This is a genomic window from Nocardiopsis sp. NPDC055551 (genome assembly GCF_053619415.1).
Genome location: NZ_JBSHJJ010000007.1, coordinates 13,000 through 29,269, shown reverse-complemented (window position 1 = coordinate 29,269; position 16,270 = coordinate 13,000). Strand labels below are relative to the sequence as shown.

Genomic DNA, 16,270 nt, shown 5'->3' with positions numbered 1-16,270 from the left:
GTCCCCTCGACGGTCCACGCCACGGGCGTTTCAGGACGCAGTCACAAAACATTCAAGAAGTATAGAAAACAGACAGGAAGCTGCATTTCACCCTAGGATCGATGGTCCGAGGGGGTGCGCGGAGATGTCACGAAGGACGACGGCGGTGGTGGCCACGGCCCTGCTGTTCCTCACCGGCTGCGGTCTCGCGCAGGGAACGGCCCCGGCCCCCCGAGTCGAGGCCGGCCGGGGCGTCGACGCCGAAGAGGCCGCCGAGTACATGACGGCGCTGGTCCGATTCAGCGACCCCGAGGGCATGCGCGAGGGACTCACCCTCGCCGAGGAGGACTCCACCGCCCACACCTACCTGCGCCACTACGCGCAGGTGACGGCCGCCAAGGCCGAGGCGGGCGAACTCCTGGACAACGCGTCCCTGGAACCCGTCCCCGACGGTTTCCGGATGTGCCTCCCCGGGGCCGACGACTGCGCGGACTTCACCGACTTCACCGTCGGGGAGGACGACCTCCTGACCGGATTCCGGATCGACGGTCAGGACCCGGGAGAGCGCATGGTCAGCGGTCACGGGGTCGCGGCGAGCTCCGCCGGGGTCGACGTCGTCCTGCTCACCGCCTACCAGACCATCACCGACGACACCCTGGTGGTCTCCGCCGAGTTCACCACCGTCGACGACGTCGACCTGGACCTGCCCGGCGCCACCTACACGGCACCCGACGGCACTCGAAGCCGGGTGGCGGAGACCGTGGGCGAGTACTCCCTGAGGGCCGGTACCGCCACCCAGGCGGTCCTGTACTTCCCGGCCGCCCCCGTCGGTGGCAAACTCACCATCGGCGGCTGTCTCGCCGAGTGCTCGTCCCAGGTCCACCTGGACTTCCCCGTCGACTGAGGAGCCAGGGCCATCGCGGCCGTTACCCCGCCCCGATCCTGGATCCGCCACCCCGGCCTCGTTTCCTCCGTGCTAGATGATCTGCTCGGTCGGAAGCATCGTGATCTCGGTCAGGTTGACGTGTTTGGGGACCGCGCTCATGAAGGCGACCGTCTCCGCGACGTCTTCTGACGAGAGGACGTCGATCCGGGTGATCAGGTCGGCCATGAGCCTGCTCGCCGCCGGATCGGTGACGTGGTCCGGCAGTTCGGTGTCGACCATGCCCGGCTCGATCGTCGCCACGCGGATCTTCTTGCGGCCCAACTCGGTGCGCAGCAGCCTGGTGAGTTGGGTGACGTAGGCCTTGGTCGCCGAGTAGACCTGGAATCCCTCCAGGATCCGGACGGCGGCGATCGACGAGGTCGTGATGAGATCGGCGCTGCGGTCGGCGTTCGCGGCCGCCTCCAGGGACGGCACGAAGGCCTGGATGGTGTTCATGACGCCCTTGATGTTGAGGTCGATCTGGGCGTCCCAGTCCGCTGTGGCCAGGTCGGTGATGCCGGAGATGAGCTGTACACCGGCGTTCGCGAAGACGAGGTCGACCGAGCCGAGCTCGTCGGCGACCCGGTCGGCCGTCGCGAGGACGGCGGCGCGGTCGGTGACATCGGTCGGCAAGGCCAGGGCGGTTCCGCCACCGGCACGGATGCGGTCCTCGACCTGGTCGAGCCGGTCGCCGCGGCGGGCCACCAGCGCCACCTTCGCGCCGAGTTCCGCGAAGCGGACGGCGGTCGCTTCACCGATGCCGCTGGAGGCACCGGTCACCACGGCGACACGCCCGGCGAGCCGGGTTCCGGAGACGACCTGGGCGGAGGGCCGGATGCTCTGCGTTGTGTTCATGTCGACAAGCATGCGGTCGGTTCCGCCGAGCCGGGGGGTAGTGGTACGGCCCCCCGCTAGCCGGGGCTCGCGCCGTGCTCGTCAGTAGGCTCAGGGCATGCCACGCACTGAGCTGGGCCGGTTCCTCATGACCCGCCGCGCCAAGGTGACACCGGAGGCCATCGGAATGCCCGCGACGGGCGAGCGCCGTGTTCCCGGCCTGCGCCGCGACGAGGTCGCCACGATCGCCGAAGTGAGCGTCGACTACTACCGCCGTTTGGAGCAGGGCAAGGAGACCCGCCCCTCGGAGGTGGTCCTCGCCGGCCTCTGCCGGGCACTGCGGCTGACCGAGGCAGAGAACCGGCACCTGTACGCCCTGGCCGGTGCGGCACACCGACTCGGTGAAGAGGCGACGATCCAGCCGGTGCCGGCGGAGTTGCTGAACCTGATGGATTCGTGGAGTCACTCGGGCGCGATCGTGCTGGATCCGGTGCTCGACGTCCTGGCGATGAACACCCGGGCACAGGAGCTGTTCGCCGGTTTCGAGGAGACCGCGAACCTGCTGGAGATGGTCCTGCTGGACCCCGAGGGTCGCCGGTTCTTCGTCGAGTGGCAGGCCTCCGCCGAGGCGACCGTGGCCAACCTGCGCGCCAGCGCCGACTTCTCCGTGGCTCCCGCCCGGCTCCGGGAGCTGCTCGACCGATTGGAGGCCGAGAGCCCGGAGTTCCCCGGTCTGTGGGCGCGCCACGACGTGCGGCCCAAGACCCATGAGACGAAGGTGTTGCGCCACCCCGCCCGGGGTCCACTGGGCATCGAGTTCCACGCCTTCAACGTCGCCAGCGTGCCCGGGTACCAGCTCCTGATCTACCAGGAGCAGGGAGCCGAGGAGGAGCGCCGTGGAACTTAGCGTTTCCCACTCGCCTGTGGAACCCATGCCGGCGAACAGGACCGTGCCTTGGGCGAAACTCACCGACGCGGCCACACCGATGGCCTGCGTGAAGGTGGCGAACAACGATCGGTCGTCGGTGGGTCCGTGTCCAGTGAACCCGGCGCAGAACACACGAGGAGCGCCTGGACATTCTTCAGCTTCCGGTGGACTCCGCCGGGGATCAAAGGGCCCGCGCGACGTGCTCTCGGGCGCGCCGAAGGGCGATGGAAGTGCCACGCGCCCATGGGGAACACCTAGTTCGGCGTGCGGGGTATCGTCACCACCCACAGGAAGACGGCGACGTCGGTATCCGCTTCGAACGTGTAGTCGGCGGTGTTCTCGATCCGTGCCGATCCTCCTTCGGTGACGTTCAGGTCCGATGACCCCGATCGGACCCGAAGCCGGCCGTGGAGAACGTGCGCCATCGACTCGGGCGCGTTCATGGCGGGAGAGGCGTGATAGCGATCGCCCTCGACCAGGTGCCACTTCCACAGCTCGACGAACACCTGGCTCGACTCGACCGCCTGTAGCAGGCACGCCCAACTCCCGGTCGGGGTCGACCACACCTGGACCCCCTCGGGGGAACCCTCCCCGAGCACACCGACCAGTGCCGGGAACGTCGTGCCCAGCGCGGACGCGATCCGGTCGATCGTCGCCAGACTCGGGTTCGCCTGACCCAATTCGATCTGCGTGAGCATCCGTCGGCTCACACCGCTGAGTTCGGCGAGCCTCACCACGCTCAGGTCCTTGCCTCGCCGCACCGCACGGATGCGGTTGCCCAGGAGGACGACGACCTCTGGTCGAATCCGCTCGCTCATGAACCCCTCAGTCAGTACCTCAGGACGCACCCAAGGTGGGCACTATAATGCTCACCATGCCCTCGTTCGGTCACCGTACCGACCGGCCTGCCATACGCATACGTCAAGGTGAGAGGCGCGAATGACCCGGACCCAAGCGATTCCGCCGTCGCCGGAAACAGGCGCGTCGCAGCCCAAGCTCAGCATCCTACGATGGCAGGCCGCCTACGGCACCCTCGGAATACCCCAGGCCGCCGCACCCATCGCCTTCGGTCTGCTGGCCCTACCCCTGACGGGTTCGGTCGAGTCGGGCGCCGCGATGGTCTTCGCCATGACCACGGCACAGATTCTCGGCGCCGTTCCCGTGTCACGCCTGGGCAGGCGCTTCAACGGCGTGCACTATCTACGGGCCCTCATCGCCGTGCGCACCATCGCTCTCGCCGCGGTCACCGTGCTGGCGGCCGTGGGCGCCCCATTCGCGTTCCTCATGATCGCGGTCGTCGCCGCGGGCGCCGTCAACGGAGCGGCCTACGGGTACCAGCGCACCCTCCTCAACCACCTGGTCACCCCGGACCGGCTGCCCCGGGCGTTGGGCGTGGCCGCGACGCTGAACGAGATCAACTTCGCGTTGTCGCCCGTGCTCGCGTCCCTGCTCGGCGCGATCTCCCCGGTATGGGCCATGGCGGTCATCACCGCGCTCGGGGTGGGGCCGATCCTTCTGACGCCCCGGATTCCGCAAGCACGCGGACCGAACCAAGACTCGGCCGCCGGCGGTAAGGAACGGGTCCCGGCTGAGGCGTTTCTCTGGCTGTTCTGCGCGGCCGCGGGCGGCGGTGCGGTCGCGGCCGTCGAGGTCGGCGCCGTGTCGTTCGCGCTCTCCTTCGGACTCGCGCCGGGCTGGGCCTTCCTCTTCGCCTCCGTGCTGTGCGTCGGCGCGGTCATCGGCGGCGTGTGGGTCAGTTTCCGCAACCGCATGCCGGAACGCTGGAAGGTCGCCTGCTTCCTCGCGGTGAGCACCGCGGCGTCCGGGGTGATCCTCATCGGGGAACACATCGCCCTGACCCTGGCGGGCGCGGCGGTCCTGGGGTTCTTCCTGCCGCTCCTGGGGACCTTCTACTCGCTGGTCCTGGACGAACTCGCACCGCCCGACCGTCGAGCGGAGATGTTCGCCTTCCTGCGCACGGCGAGCGCGATCGGCATCATCGCCACCAGCGGACTGCTCGCTCTCCTGGGGTTGCGGGCCGCGCTCATCGGCAGTACCGCACTGCTGCTGACCGCGTCGTGTCTGGCCGCTCTCCACGCCACCTGGTCCGTGCGTGGTCCAAAGGCACACACCGTGTAGCGCACCGCGAGTCACGCCCTGTCTCGTGCCGGGATCGCCTCCTGTCACCCACGGGCCGAACCTGGGGTGGATGGAAGAGGGCGACACCGAGAAAGCATTCCGGTCACCAGGCGTCCGTGACATCTTTTGGACGGGTCATGGCACGAAGCCAGATCCTGGTCGAGGCCGCCTGTACCGTCCCGCCGAAGATCGCGGCCCGCTCGCGGCCCGCTCGCGGCCCCGGTAGGCCGCCTGGCCGAACCCGCGCCGGGGACGCGAGACCTCCACCTTGCCGGCCGTGCTCGGCGTCCCCCCGCACCCTCATCTGCTACGAACACCCGGTCGGGCATACCGATGACTTTCGAGCCGAGCCCTGAGCTTCACTCGTCCGGGGAAAGGTCCTGTTTGTGCGCCAGGCGTTCCCAGGCGTCGGAGAGGTTGCGCAGGTCGTTCACCACTCGCGCGCGCTCCTCCGAGGAGAATCCGGCCAACAACAGTTCGTCGAGGTGGGCCGCGTGTACTGCGGTTTCGGCGAGAATCCGTTCCCCCTCAGCCGTGAGGTAGAGAAGCTTGCGCCGTGTGTCGCTCGTGCAGGTGCGGCGCTCGATGAGCTGGCGGCGGTCCAGCCTGCGGGCGACATCGGCCATGGTGGATCGGTCGAGCGCGGCCATGACCGCCAACGACCCCTGGTCGCCCCCGGGTGTGCGCTGGATCGCGCGCATCACGGCGAACTGCGGGCCGGTGAGCGTGGAGTCGACGACGCTCACCCACAGCGCCGTGTAGGTCTGGTAGAGCCGCCGTATCAAGTAGCCGGGGGCAGTGAGCAGCTCGGGGGGCACTTCGGGGTGTGGTTCGCTCTGTTGCCCCGTGTGGCGCGTGTGCTCCATCCGGTCGCTATCACCCACTGTTCTCTCCTTCGAATCGTGGCCTCTACGCCGGGCTGGACGTGTCGTCGGCCCGGATGACGCGGCGCTTCCCGGTCAGCCCGAGGGCGACCCTATATCGCGAGGAACCGCAGTCGTCACGACACCCTCCAGGCGAACATTGCAGACACATCACGCGAACCAGACTTTTCACAGAACCTCTTGACGTGAGCTGGGTTACATGTAGATAGTCAGTATACGGATTATCCGGGTACGGATGATCTGCGGGCGGTCGCGGCCCCGAGCCACGCCCGTCCGCGGCAAACCACCCACGGTTGGAGGAGCCATGGACCAGAACAACCTCAATGACTTGTGTGTACGCCAGTTGTCCCTGAGCGGTGTTCGCGACGGTGAAACCCTGGCGGTGCTCTCCCAAGGGGACGAACGCGCCTCCTACGCCGACGCCTTCCTCTTCGCCGCCCAGGAACTCGGCGCGAACACGTTCCACATGCGGCTGCCCAGCGCACGCGGTGACGCGGGCGCGTGGGCGGTCGGCGAATCCGGCCTGGCCGGCAACCAGGTCGCAGTCGACGCCCTCAAACAGGCCGACATGCTCATCGACCTCACGTTCCTGCTCTTCAGCAAGGAGCAGTTCGAGATCCAGGGCGCCGGCACCCGCATCCTGACGGTGGTCGAGCCGCCCGAGCTGTTGTCCCGCCTGATGCCCACCCGCGAACTGCGAGAGCGGGTGGAGGTCGGCGCCGAGATCCTCTCCAAGGCACAGACCATGCGCATCACCAGTCCGGGCGGCACCGACGTGACCTACCGGCTGGGTGTGTACCCCACCATGAGCGAGTACGGCTACACCGACAAGCCGGGCCGGTGGGACCACTGGCCGGCCGCGTTCGTGTTCACCGGAGCAGCCGACGACGGGGTGGACGGGACCATCGTTCTCTCGCCGGGCGACGTCTTGTTGCCGTTCAACACCTATGTGCAGTCGCCGGTGACCCTGACGATCGAGAAGGGGTTCATCACCGACATTCGCGGCGGCTTGGACGCCGAACTCCTGTCGTCCTACATCGCCTCCTTCAACGATCCCCGCGGCTACGGGATGTCCCACGTCGGCTGGGGGCTGGACGAGCGCGCCCAATGGCACGGCCTGACGCAGTTCCCCGGAGGCATGGGCATGGAGCTGCGGTCCTTCTACGGCAACGTCATGTTCTCCATCGGTCCCAACAACGAGTTGGGCGGGCCCAACGACACTCCCTGCCACTTCGACATCCCCATGCGCAATTGCAGTCTCTTCCTGGACGGCGAGCCGATCGTGTTGGACGGTGACATCACCGTGCCCGAGATGCGTCCCGCCGAACGCCGTTGACCCCTGCCCGCACTGCCGTGCACCTTGAACAGAGGAGGAACCGGTGACCGACTACCGGATCGGCCTGGTCGTTCCCAGCTCCAACCTGACCATGGAGACCGAACTTCCGCGCATGCTCCGCGCGCGGGAGACGGAGCGACCCGAGGAACGCTTCACTTTCCACAGCGCACGAACACGCATGCAGCAGGTGACGCCCGAGCAGCTGCGGTCGATGAACCAGCAGAGCGAGCGCGCCGCCGCCGAGCTGGCGGACGCGCGGCCGCACGCCGTGGCGTCGGCGTGCCTGGTCGCCATCATGGCCCAGGGCCCCGGCTACCACTGCACTGCCGAGGACACCATCCGCGATGTACTCGACGCCGAGGGCGCCTCGGCCCCGGTCGTGTCCAGCGCCGGTGCCCTGCTGTCGGGGATCTCGGCGCTGGGGGCGAAGCGCGTCGCCATCATCACGCCCTACATGAAGCCGCTGACCAAGATGGTAGCCGACTACATCGAGGACAGCGGGATCGAGGTGGTCGACGCGGTCAGCCTGGAGGTGTCCGACAACCTCGCGGTCGCCGGGCTCGACCCGGCCGATCTGGAACAGCACAGCCAACGGCTGAACCTGAGCCGGGCCGATGCGCTGGTGACCTCGGCGTGTGTGCAGATGCCGTCGCTGCCGGCGATCCCTGCCCTGGAGAAGCGCGTGAACCTGCCCGTGCTCTCGGCGGCGACCGCGACCACCCACCGGCTGCTCAGCGAGCTCGGCCTGCGGACCGAGGTCCCCGACGCCGGTAGTCTGCTGAGTGGCAACCACCCCGGGGCCTGACATGAGAGAGTTCCTCGCCTCCCGGGGGGTCCACCCCTCGCTGCACACGTACTTCGTCACGGCGCTGTCCTACATGGCGCTGGGCCTGTTCTCGTCGCTGATCATCGGCCTGATCCTGGAGACCATTGGTGACCAGGCCGGAATCGGTTGGCTGACCGAGGCCGGGGTCATGACCATGGCGATGTTGGGGCCGGCCATCGGCGCGGCCGTGGGCTACTCGTTGAATGCACCGGCGCTGGTGCTGTTCTCGGCGGTGGCCACCGGGGCCTTCGGTGCCGAACTGGGCGGCCCCGCCGGGGCCTTCCTGGCCGCGGTGCTGGCCACCGAGGTCGGAAAGCTGGTCTCCGGACAATCCCGCTTGGACATCGTGCTGACCCCGTCGGTCACCGTACTGACCGGTTTCGGGGTGTCGTGGGTGGTCGGCCCGGCCATCGACAGCGGGATGCGCGGACTCGGCCAGATCATCATGTGGGCCACCGAACAGCAGCCGGTGCTGATGAGCGTCGTGGTGGCCGCCCTCATGGGCATCGCGCTCACCCTGCCCATCTCCAGCGCGGCCATCGCGGTCATGCTGGACCTGAGCGGACTCGCGGCAGGGGCGGCGACGATCGGGTGCGCAGCGCAGATGATCGGCCTCGCGGTCACCGGCTTTCGGGAGAACGGTTGGGGCGGGGTGGTCTCGCTCGGATTGGGCACCTCGATGCTGCAAGTGCCCAACATCGTGCGCAACCCGCTCTTGTTCGTCCCACCGACGGTCGCCGGCGCCGTACTGGCCCCCATCGCGACGGTGGGTTTCGCGATGGAGGGAAACGCTGCCGGCGCCGGTATGGGCACCTCCGGCTTCGTCGGTCCACTCATGACCGTCGAGACGATGGGTTTCAGCACCGAGGTGTTGCTGCTCATCGCGGCCTTCCACTTCGTCCTACCGGCTCTGGTCGCCTGGTTGGTCTACCTGCCCATGCGCCGTATGTCCTGGATCGGTGAGAACGACCAGCTGATCCGCCAGAGCTAGAACATCGACCCCCTGTGGCTAATCGCACTCTCACACCTGTTGGAGTAAGGATGTCGTCCCGTCAGTCCTATGAAGTGGTCATCGCCGGAGGTGGCCTCGGAGGCCTCACGGCCGCCCTGGCCATGCGCCGCCGCGGTCTGCGCGTCACCGTCCTGGAACAGGCCCCCGAACTGGGCGAGGTCGGTGCCGGAATCCAGTCCGCACCCAACGCCAGCCGGATCCTCGTCCACCTAGGCCTGCGCGAGAAGCTCGAGGAGATCCGCACCGAACCGCAGGACCAGGTCCGGCGGCGATGGAAGGACGGCAGCGTCATCGGTCAGACCCCGCTGGGCGACCGGTGCAAGCGTGAGTTCAACGCTCCCTACTGGCACTACCACCGGGCCGACCTGCACCGCGTCATCCTGGACGCGTGCACCGACCCGGCGGGTGCCGGTCCCCCCGTACAGGTGGAGATCAACAGCCCGGTCACCGACGTCGACGACAGCGACCCCGAACGTCCCGTGGCGGTGACCGCCGACGGCCGCCGTTACACCGCCGATGTGCTCATCGGCGCGGACGGTCTGAAGTCCCGCGTCCGTGACGCGGCCGGTTTCCCCGACACGCTGCGGTTCTCCGGTGAGATGGCCTACCGGGCCCTCATCCCCGGGGACAAAATCGCCGCCGACCCCGCCACCCGTTGGTTGGTCGACCGGTTCCAGAGCACCATCTGGTACGGGCCCGGGCGCCACCTGGTGCACTACGTGATCAACGGGGGCGAGTACCTGAACGTGGTGGCGATCGTGCCGTGCCCGCCCGAACTCGCCTCGCACAGTTCGGTGCCGACCTCGGTCCAGGAACTGGCCGACGCCTTCCCCGGCTGGGACGACCGGGTGGCCACCATGCTCTCCAAGGCCGAGAGCACCGGCGCCTGGCCGCTCTACTACCGCCGCCCCGACCCGGTCTGGGTGAACGGAAGGATCGCCCTGCTCGGTGACGCCTGCCACGCGATGCTCCCTTACCAGGCCCAGGGCGCCTCACAAGCGATGGAGGACGCCGCTGTCCTGGCCGAGGAGCTGGGCGCGGTCACCGTCGACAAAGCACCGGAGGCACTGGCACGCTACGTCTCCCGCCGCGCGCACCGGGCCGGCATGGTCCAGGAGGCGTCGCTGGCCAACATGGAGCTGTACCACCTGCCTGACGGTCCCGAGCAGGAGGAACGCGACCGCAAGCTCCGTGACTTCCACGGGGAATCGGCGATCTCCTACGAACTGTTGTGGCGTGGGACACCGCTCGACGATTCCGACTCCGAATCCTTCTCCTACCAGTTCATCCGCTGAGGAGACCCATGAAGCCCGCCGCATTCACCTACCACCGCGCCCGCGACGTCGACGGGGCCGTCGACCTGCTCACAGAGCTCGGCGACGACACCAAGATCATCGCCGGTGGGCAGAGCCTGGTCCCGATGATGAACTTCAGACTGGCCAGGCCCGCCCATCTGGTCGACGTCACGGCTCTTCCCGGCCTGTCCACCATCAGCACCGACGAGGAAGGGCTGCACATCGGCCCCCTCGCCACCCATCGGGCCGTTGAGACCGCACCCGATTCCGTCATCGGCACCGACCATGCGGTCCTGCGTGAGGCGATGGCCTGGGTGGGGCACCTGCCGATCCGCACACTGGGCACGGTGGGCGGCAGTCTCGCCCACGGGGACGCGACCGCCGAGTGGTGCCTGCTGGCGGTCCTGCTCGACGCCCGGGTCGTCGTCCGTGGCCCCGGGGGCGCGCAGCGCACCATCGAGGCCGCCGACCTCTTCCTCGGCTTCTACATGACGACCCTGGCACCCGACGAGATCATCGTGGACGTAGTCTTTCCGAAGCCGGCTCCGCACTGCGCGCTCACCGAGTTCGCCGAACGCGCCGGGGACTTCGCGGCCGTGGCTGCCGCGGTCGACCTCGACCTGGCCGCGGACGGCACCGTCCGCGGCGGCCGGGTGGCCCTGGGCGGGGTGGCCCCGGTCCCGGTGCGCGTACCCGAGGCCGAGGCGGTGCTCCAGGACGGCGGCACGGCCGGGCCCGAACTGTTCGCCGCGTGCGCCGAAGCGGCCGAGGCGGCGATCGACCCCCCGTCGGACGCCGACGGCAGCTCTGACTACCGCCGGGTCCTGGCCCGGACACTCATCGTTCGTGCATGCGAGGAGGCCGTTGCCCGATGACCAGCACCGATGTAGCCCCGGAGAAGGGGGCTTGGACCGGAACCGCGGTCCGCCGCAAGGAGGACACCCGCCTGCTCAGCGGCGCGGGCACGTTCGTCGACGACATCACCCTGCCGCGCATGGCGCACGCCCAGTTCGTGCGCGCCACGGTCGCCTCGGGGCGGCTGCGGTCGGTCGACCTGTCCGAGGTCCGCCGTGTTCCCGGGGTGATCGCCGCCTACACCGCCGCCGACCTGGACCTGAACGACATCACCGCGGTCCTGGACCGGCCCCTCGAGGAGTTCGTTCCCACCGCCATGCCCATCCTGGCCCGGGACCGAGTCCGGTTCGCCGGTGAACCCGTGGCCATCGTCATCGCCGAGGACGCCTACGCGGTCGAGGACGGTGTCGAAGCGGCACAGGTGGAGTACGAGGCCCTCGACGCGGTCCCCTCCGAAGAGGTCGCGTTGTCCGAAGGGGCACCCACCGTCCACGACGAGGTCCCGGGCAACACGCTGCTGGACGTGTCCATGTTCGCCACCGAGGGCATCGACGACGTGTTCGCCTCGGCCGACTGCGTGGTACGGGTCGACACGCGCAGCAGCCGGCAGAACGCCCTGCCGCTGGAGACACGCGGCGTCGTCGCCTCCTGGCAGGCACGCGACGAGAACCTGCTGGTGCAGACCTGCACCCAGGTGCCCCACACGGTCCGCACCGCCATGGCTCGCTCGCTGGGCCTGGCCGAGAACCGGGTACGTGTCACGGTCGGCGACATGGGTGGCGGTTTCGGTATCAAGTGCGTGGTCGGACGCGAGGAGATCGCGGCGGCCGCGGCCGCCCTGCGCCTGGGACGGCCCGTCAAGTGGATCGAGGACCGCAAGGACGCGCTCACCGCTTCGTTCCTGGGCCGCGAACAGCACTACGACGCGCGCGCCGCCTTCGACTCCGAGGGCAAGATCCTTGCCCTGGACACCGACATCGTCTGCGACATGGGGGCCTACTCCTGCTACCCCTTCACCGCAGGCATCGAGCCGCTGATGGCCTCCGCCGAGATGCCCGGCGTTTACAAGGTGCCCGCCTATCGGGTGAGGGCCCGCGGGATCACCACGAACAAGGCACCCACCGCCCCCTACCGCGGGGTGAGCCGGCCGCAGTTCGTGATGACGATGGAGCGGCTGTTCGAACGCGCAGCCCGGGAGCTGGACATGGACCCGGTGGAGATCCGCCGGCGCAACGTGATCACCCAGTTCCCTTACACCGGGGTCAACGCCATCACCTACGACCCGGGTTCCTACCTGGAGGCACTCGATTTGGCCGAACGGCTGGTCAAGGACGAGGGTTGGTACGAACTGCGCGAGTCGGCCGCCGCGCAGGGGCGCACTATCGGCATCGGCTACTGCTGTTTCAACGAACGCAGCGGTTACGGCTCGGACGCCTTCGCCAAGCGCAAGATGAGCGTGGTGCCCGGATACGACCTGGCCGAGGCCCGGATGGACACCTCCGGAACGGTGGTGGTGAGCACCGGCACACTCAGCCACGGCCAGAGCCACGAGACGACCATGGCCCAGATCGCCGCCGACCGGCTCGGGCTCAACCCGGACCAGGTCAAGATCCAGCAGGGTGACACCGAACGCATCGCCTACGGATGGGGCACTTTCGCGAGCCGCTCCATCACCATCGGTGGCAGTGCCGTCTCCCGGGCGGCCGACCGGCTCGGCGAGAAACTGCTGCACCTCGGTTCCCACATGCTGGAGACCACACCCGACGGCGTCGAGCTTTACGACGGCACGGTCCGCCGGATCGACGACCCCGACCAGGCGGTCAGCTACGTGGACATCGCCGACATCGCCTACCTGCGGCCCAACCTGCTGCCTAAGGCGACCGAGCCCGGACTCACCGGCTCCGGCGACTTCGACACCCCGGGCGACGGGACCTTCTCCAACTCCACCCACGCCGTGGTCACCGAACTGCACCCGGGCACCGGGAAGGTGGAGATCCTGCGTTACCTCTGCGTGGAGGACTGCGGGGTGGCCATCAACCCGCAGGTCGTCGACGGCCAGGCCCGCGGAGGGATCGCCCAGGGCATCGCCGGGGCCCTGTACGAACGCATCACCTACGACGACCAGGGCGAACCCTCGGCGGCCAGCTTCATCGACTACAAGGTGCCCACCGCGGCCGAGATCCCCGACGTGGCGATCAGCCACCTGGAGACGCCCTCCCTGCTCACCGAGAGCGGTGCGAAGGGCAGCGGAGAGGGCGGCACCATCGGCGCCCCGGCGGCGGTGGTCAACTCCGTCAACGACGCCCTGCGCCACACCGGAGTCGAGTTCGACGCGACGCCCATCACCCCGGAACAGGTGCAGCACGCATTGGAGGCCCACTCATGACCGACCGTCTCCTGATCACCCTCACCGTCAACGGTGAGGAACACGAACTGCTCACGCCTGCACGCCGCACACTGGTGGACGTCCTGCGCCACGACCTGCGCCTGACCGGGACCCACGTGGGCTGTGAACACGGCGTGTGCGGTGCCTGCACCGTCCTGGTCGACGGGTCACCGGCCCGCGCCTGCCTGATGTTCGCCGTCCAGGCGGAGGGGCGGGAGATCCGCACCGTGGAGTCGCTCGCGGGTCCCGACGGCCTGGGTGACCTGCAGCGCAAGTTCTCCGAGCACCACGCGCTTCAGTGCGGTTTCTGCACACCGGGGTTCCTGATGTTGGCCGAAGGGTTCCTGGCCGACAACCCTGAACCCACCCGGGAGGAGATCCGGGAAGCGGCCTCCTCCAACCTGTGCCGGTGCACCGGCTATCAGACCATCGTCGACGCCATCGGGGCGTGCGCGGACGAACGCAGGGAAGCCTGCGGCGCCGTGTGCGCCCGATCCGCCGACAGCCCCGCCGATGAGAGGAGCCGGGCATGATCCTGGAGAAGAGCACATTCGTCGAGGCCTCCCCCGAGGAGGTCTTCACCGCGGTCAACGACGTCAAACGGATCGTGACCTGCGTCCCCGGTGCGGCGCTGGACGGCCGGGACGGCGACACCTACCAGGGAAACGTCAAGGTCAAGGTGGGGCCGATCAGCGCCGCCTACTCCGGCACGGTGCGTTTCCTCGACGTCGACGCCGACCAGCGCACGTTGCGGGTGCAGGCACGCGGTTCCGAGGCCGGCGGCAGCGGCGACGCCGAAGCCGCGGTGACCCTCGGTGTCGTCGAACGCGACGGAGGCTCCGTCCTCAACATTGAGGCCGACCTGCTGATCCGCGGGAAGATCGCCCAGTTCGGCAAGGCCGCAATCGGGGCCGTCTCCGACCGGCTGCTCCAGCAGTTCGCCGACAACCTCTCCCGGATGCTGCGTGAGGGGTCGGGCGCGGAGCCCGCCGTTGCCTCCGCCCCGTCGGGTCAGGTCCCGGCCCAGGGGCAGCCGGTCGCCGCTGCTGCTCCCGCGACGGCCGGCGACGAGCTCGACGGTCTGGGTCTGCTCGTCGGCCCCAGGACCAAGAAGCTGATCCCGTATGTCGGTGCCTTCGCCGTCGGGGTGCTACAGGGTCTCCTGATCGGCAAGCTTGCCTCGCAGTCCAAACAGATCGCCCTGCTGAAGGAGGTTCGCCGTGGCTGAACTGGACACCTACGGTGATTCGACGGCAGACACCTACGCTCAGGCCGGTTTCGGTTCCCAGGTGCGGCGCGGCACGCGCCCCGCGGTGGTCGTGGTCGACCTGAGCCGCGGGTTCACCGAACCGGACTTCCCCAGCGGCGCCGACCTCACCTCGACCGTGCACTCCACCGCCCGCCTCGTGGAGAGCGCCCACGCCGCCTCGGTCCCGGTCATCTACACCGTCATCGCCTACTCCGAGGAGGAGATCGCCGGCGACTGGTACCGGTGGCTGGACAAGGCCCCGGGCATGCGTGGAATGCGCGAGGGCAGCTCGGCCGTGGAGCTCGACCCACGGCTGACGCGCGGTGATCGCGACCCCCTCATTGTGAAGAAGGGCGCGTCGGCCTTCGCCGGCACGCCACTGGCCACCATGCTCACCGGGCTGAACAGGGACACGGTACTGGTGTGCGGCGCGACCACGAGCGGATGCGTGCGCGCGACCGCGGTGGACGCCGTACAGGCGGGTTTCTCCGCACTGGTCCCGCGCGACTGCGTGGGGGACCGGGCTGAGGGCCCGCAGGAGGCGGCACTGTTCGATCTGGACGCCAAGTACGCCGACGTCGTCGGGCTCGACGACGCCCGGACCTACCTCTTCCAGGCCCGGGCATGAGCCGCCCCCACCCGCATCTCCAGGAGGAAACGACCATGTCCGACAGACCGATCCACCAGGAGGCCCTCGCCGACCTCGCCGACGTTCCCGCCGTTGGGCGCTGGTTCCGCTCGGGTGGCCTCCGGTTGCACGCGCTCGACTACGGGGCCGTCGAGCAGGCCTCCGGGGTACAGGAGCGGCCCAGTGTGCTCATCCTGCCCGGGATCACCAGCCCCGCGATCTCCATGGACTTCGTCGCCCGCCGACTCACCGACCTGGTCCGGCCTGTGGTCGTGGACCTGCGGGGCCGAGGCCTGTCCGACGCCCCGGACGACGGTGACTACAGCCTGGGCGCCTACACCGACGACGTCGAGGCCGCGGTCGAAGGGTTGGGGCTGGGCCGGACGGTCCTGCTGGGGCACTCGCTGGGTGCGCGCATCGCCGCGGCCGCCGCGATCCGTCCCGGTGCCGCCTACGCCGGGTCGATCCTGGTCGACCCGCCGATGAGCGGGCCGGGGCGCGGTCCCTACCCCACGACCCTCGAAGCCTTCCGCAAGCAGCTGGAACAGGCCCGGCGCGGCACCGACGCCGAGGAGGTGGCCGGGTTCTGGCCGCGCTGGACGCTGCGCGAGCGCGAGCTGCGGGCGCGGTGGCTGGCCAGCTGCGCCTCCGAGTCGATCGACGCCACCCACCGTGGATTCGAGACGGAGGACTTCTTCGACTACTGGGACTCGGTCCCGCAGCCCACCACACTCGTGTACGGCGCGGACAGCCCGGTCGTCGACGCGGCCGGAGCGAAGGAGGCGGCGTCGGCCAACTCCGGGGCGCGTCTGGTGGAGGTCGTGAACGCCGGTCACATGGTCTTCTGGGACGCCCCCGAGGGGGCGCTGACCACCGTCCGCGAGGCGTTGAACGCGACGCCGACGGGCTGAAGCCGCAACACCGTGTCCGGGTGGCCGCGTCCTCCGGCCCGGACCTCGCCGTGTGGGCTCCCGGTGTCTCAGGGCCCTCACGG

General features: G+C 69.1%; 16 protein-coding genes. 13 read left to right on the top strand and 3 right to left on the bottom strand.

The annotated features are described in order from the left end of the window. Positions 1-124 precede the first annotated feature (124 nt). Positions 125-883: a hypothetical protein gene (locus ACWGSK_RS14055; protein WP_358513081.1), complete on the top strand. Its 759-nt coding sequence runs from the start codon at positions 125-127 to the stop codon at positions 881-883. A gap of 72 nt (positions 884-955) precedes the next feature. On the opposite strand, the gene ACWGSK_RS14050 is transcribed toward ACWGSK_RS14055, so the two are convergent. Further along, positions 956-1,759, bottom strand: a complete 804-nt coding sequence (locus ACWGSK_RS14050) for an SDR family oxidoreductase (RefSeq protein WP_358513083.1) — start codon at positions 1,757-1,759, stop codon at positions 956-958. A 97-nt stretch (positions 1,760-1,856) separates the two neighbouring features. Between ACWGSK_RS14050 and ACWGSK_RS14045 the strand changes: the two genes are divergently transcribed. After that, entirely contained in the window at positions 1,857-2,645 is a 789-nt protein-coding gene (locus ACWGSK_RS14045) for a helix-turn-helix transcriptional regulator (RefSeq protein WP_452455978.1), read from the top strand. A gap of 275 nt (positions 2,646-2,920) precedes the next feature. Here ACWGSK_RS14045 and ACWGSK_RS14040 read toward each other — a convergent pair whose 3' ends face one another. Continuing rightward, complete coding sequence (locus ACWGSK_RS14040; RefSeq protein ID WP_358513086.1) at positions 2,921-3,484, bottom strand: helix-turn-helix domain-containing protein; 564 nt, start codon at positions 3,482-3,484, stop codon at positions 2,921-2,923. A 121-nt stretch (positions 3,485-3,605) separates the two neighbouring features. Here ACWGSK_RS14040 and ACWGSK_RS14035 point away from each other — a divergent pair, with 121 nt between their 5' ends. Beyond that, the gene (locus tag ACWGSK_RS14035) at positions 3,606-4,805 is read left to right on the top strand and encodes an MFS transporter (RefSeq protein ID WP_452455977.1); all 1,200 of its coding nucleotides are present in this window, start codon (positions 3,606-3,608) and stop codon (positions 4,803-4,805) included. A gap of 359 nt (positions 4,806-5,164) precedes the next feature. Here ACWGSK_RS14035 and ACWGSK_RS14030 read toward each other — a convergent pair whose 3' ends face one another. After that, positions 5,165-5,689 carry a MarR family winged helix-turn-helix transcriptional regulator gene (locus ACWGSK_RS14030; protein WP_358513090.1) on the bottom strand — a complete coding sequence of 175 codons (525 nt, stop codon included), beginning with the start codon at positions 5,687-5,689 and terminating at the stop codon, positions 5,165-5,167. A 304-nt stretch (positions 5,690-5,993) separates the two neighbouring features. On the opposite strand from ACWGSK_RS14030, the gene ACWGSK_RS14025 reads away from it, so the two are divergent. The 10 genes from ACWGSK_RS14025 to ACWGSK_RS13980 are packed head-to-tail and all read left to right on the top strand — an operon-like array spanning position 5,994 to position 16,187. Beyond that, positions 5,994-7,025, top strand: a complete 1,032-nt coding sequence (locus ACWGSK_RS14025) for a M29 family metallopeptidase (RefSeq protein WP_358513092.1) — start codon at positions 5,994-5,996, stop codon at positions 7,023-7,025. A gap of 43 nt (positions 7,026-7,068) precedes the next feature. Continuing rightward, positions 7,069-7,830 (top strand): maleate cis-trans isomerase family protein, encoded by a 762-nt coding sequence (locus ACWGSK_RS14020; RefSeq protein WP_358513093.1) that lies wholly within the window; start codon positions 7,069-7,071, stop codon positions 7,828-7,830. A 1-nt stretch (position 7,831) separates the two neighbouring features. Beyond that, positions 7,832-8,842 carry a PTS transporter subunit IIC gene (locus tag ACWGSK_RS14015; protein ID WP_358513095.1) on the top strand — a complete coding sequence of 337 codons (1,011 nt, stop codon included), beginning with the start codon at positions 7,832-7,834 and terminating at the stop codon, positions 8,840-8,842. A gap of 50 nt (positions 8,843-8,892) precedes the next feature. Next, a complete protein-coding gene (locus ACWGSK_RS14010; protein WP_358513097.1) occupies positions 8,893-10,158 on the top strand; it encodes an FAD-dependent monooxygenase in 1,266 nt (421 codons plus the stop codon). Positions 10,159-10,166: 8 nt separating this feature from the next. Next, entirely contained in the window at positions 10,167-11,033 is an 867-nt protein-coding gene (locus tag ACWGSK_RS14005) for an FAD binding domain-containing protein (RefSeq protein ID WP_452455976.1), read from the top strand. Continuing rightward, a complete protein-coding gene (locus ACWGSK_RS14000) occupies positions 11,030-13,399 on the top strand; it encodes a xanthine dehydrogenase family protein molybdopterin-binding subunit (RefSeq protein WP_452455975.1) in 2,370 nt (789 codons plus the stop codon). Before ACWGSK_RS14005 ends, ACWGSK_RS14000 begins: the two co-directional genes overlap by 4 nt. Then, positions 13,396-13,932 carry a (2Fe-2S)-binding protein gene (locus tag ACWGSK_RS13995; RefSeq protein WP_358513103.1) on the top strand — a complete coding sequence of 179 codons (537 nt, stop codon included), beginning with the start codon at positions 13,396-13,398 and terminating at the stop codon, positions 13,930-13,932. Before ACWGSK_RS14000 ends, ACWGSK_RS13995 begins: the two co-directional genes overlap by 4 nt. Then, positions 13,929-14,627: an SRPBCC family protein gene (locus tag ACWGSK_RS13990; RefSeq protein WP_358513105.1), complete on the top strand. Its 699-nt coding sequence runs from the start codon at positions 13,929-13,931 to the stop codon at positions 14,625-14,627. Before ACWGSK_RS13995 ends, ACWGSK_RS13990 begins: the two co-directional genes overlap by 4 nt. Beyond that, on the top strand, positions 14,620-15,276 hold the full coding sequence (locus ACWGSK_RS13985; protein WP_358513107.1) for an isochorismatase family protein: 657 nt from the start codon (positions 14,620-14,622) through the stop codon (positions 15,274-15,276). Before ACWGSK_RS13990 ends, ACWGSK_RS13985 begins: the two co-directional genes overlap by 8 nt. A 35-nt stretch (positions 15,277-15,311) precedes the next feature. After that, positions 15,312-16,187 (top strand): alpha/beta fold hydrolase, encoded by an 876-nt coding sequence (locus tag ACWGSK_RS13980; protein WP_452455974.1) that lies wholly within the window; start codon positions 15,312-15,314, stop codon positions 16,185-16,187. The last annotated feature ends 83 nt before the right edge of the window (positions 16,188-16,270 follow it).

Bases quoted from the DNA above. Each gene is read 5' to 3' on its own strand.
- ACWGSK_RS14055 (WP_358513081.1), top strand. From the start codon at position 125: ATGTCACGAAGGACGACGGCGGTGGTGGCCACGGCCCTGCTGTTCCTC.
- ACWGSK_RS14050 (WP_358513083.1), bottom strand. From the start codon at position 1,759: ATGAACACAACGCAGAGCATCCGGCCCTCCGCCCAGGTCGTCTCCGGA.
- ACWGSK_RS14045 (WP_452455978.1), top strand. From the start codon at position 1,857: ATGCCACGCACTGAGCTGGGCCGGTTCCTCATGACCCGCCGCGCCAAG.
- ACWGSK_RS14040 (WP_358513086.1), bottom strand. From the start codon at position 3,484: ATGAGCGAGCGGATTCGACCAGAGGTCGTCGTCCTCCTGGGCAACCGC.
- ACWGSK_RS14035 (WP_452455977.1), top strand. From the start codon at position 3,606: ATGACCCGGACCCAAGCGATTCCGCCGTCGCCGGAAACAGGCGCGTCG.
- ACWGSK_RS14025 (WP_358513092.1), top strand. From the start codon at position 5,994: ATGGACCAGAACAACCTCAATGACTTGTGTGTACGCCAGTTGTCCCTG.
- ACWGSK_RS14015 (WP_358513095.1), top strand. From the start codon at position 7,832: ATGAGAGAGTTCCTCGCCTCCCGGGGGGTCCACCCCTCGCTGCACACG.
- ACWGSK_RS14010 (WP_358513097.1), top strand. From the start codon at position 8,893: ATGTCGTCCCGTCAGTCCTATGAAGTGGTCATCGCCGGAGGTGGCCTC.
- ACWGSK_RS14005 (WP_452455976.1), top strand. From the start codon at position 10,167: ATGAAGCCCGCCGCATTCACCTACCACCGCGCCCGCGACGTCGACGGG.
- ACWGSK_RS14000 (WP_452455975.1), top strand. From the start codon at position 11,030: ATGACCAGCACCGATGTAGCCCCGGAGAAGGGGGCTTGGACCGGAACC.
- ACWGSK_RS13995 (WP_358513103.1), top strand. From the start codon at position 13,396: ATGACCGACCGTCTCCTGATCACCCTCACCGTCAACGGTGAGGAACAC.
- ACWGSK_RS13990 (WP_358513105.1), top strand. From the start codon at position 13,929: ATGATCCTGGAGAAGAGCACATTCGTCGAGGCCTCCCCCGAGGAGGTC.
- ACWGSK_RS13980 (WP_452455974.1), top strand. From the start codon at position 15,312: ATGTCCGACAGACCGATCCACCAGGAGGCCCTCGCCGACCTCGCCGAC.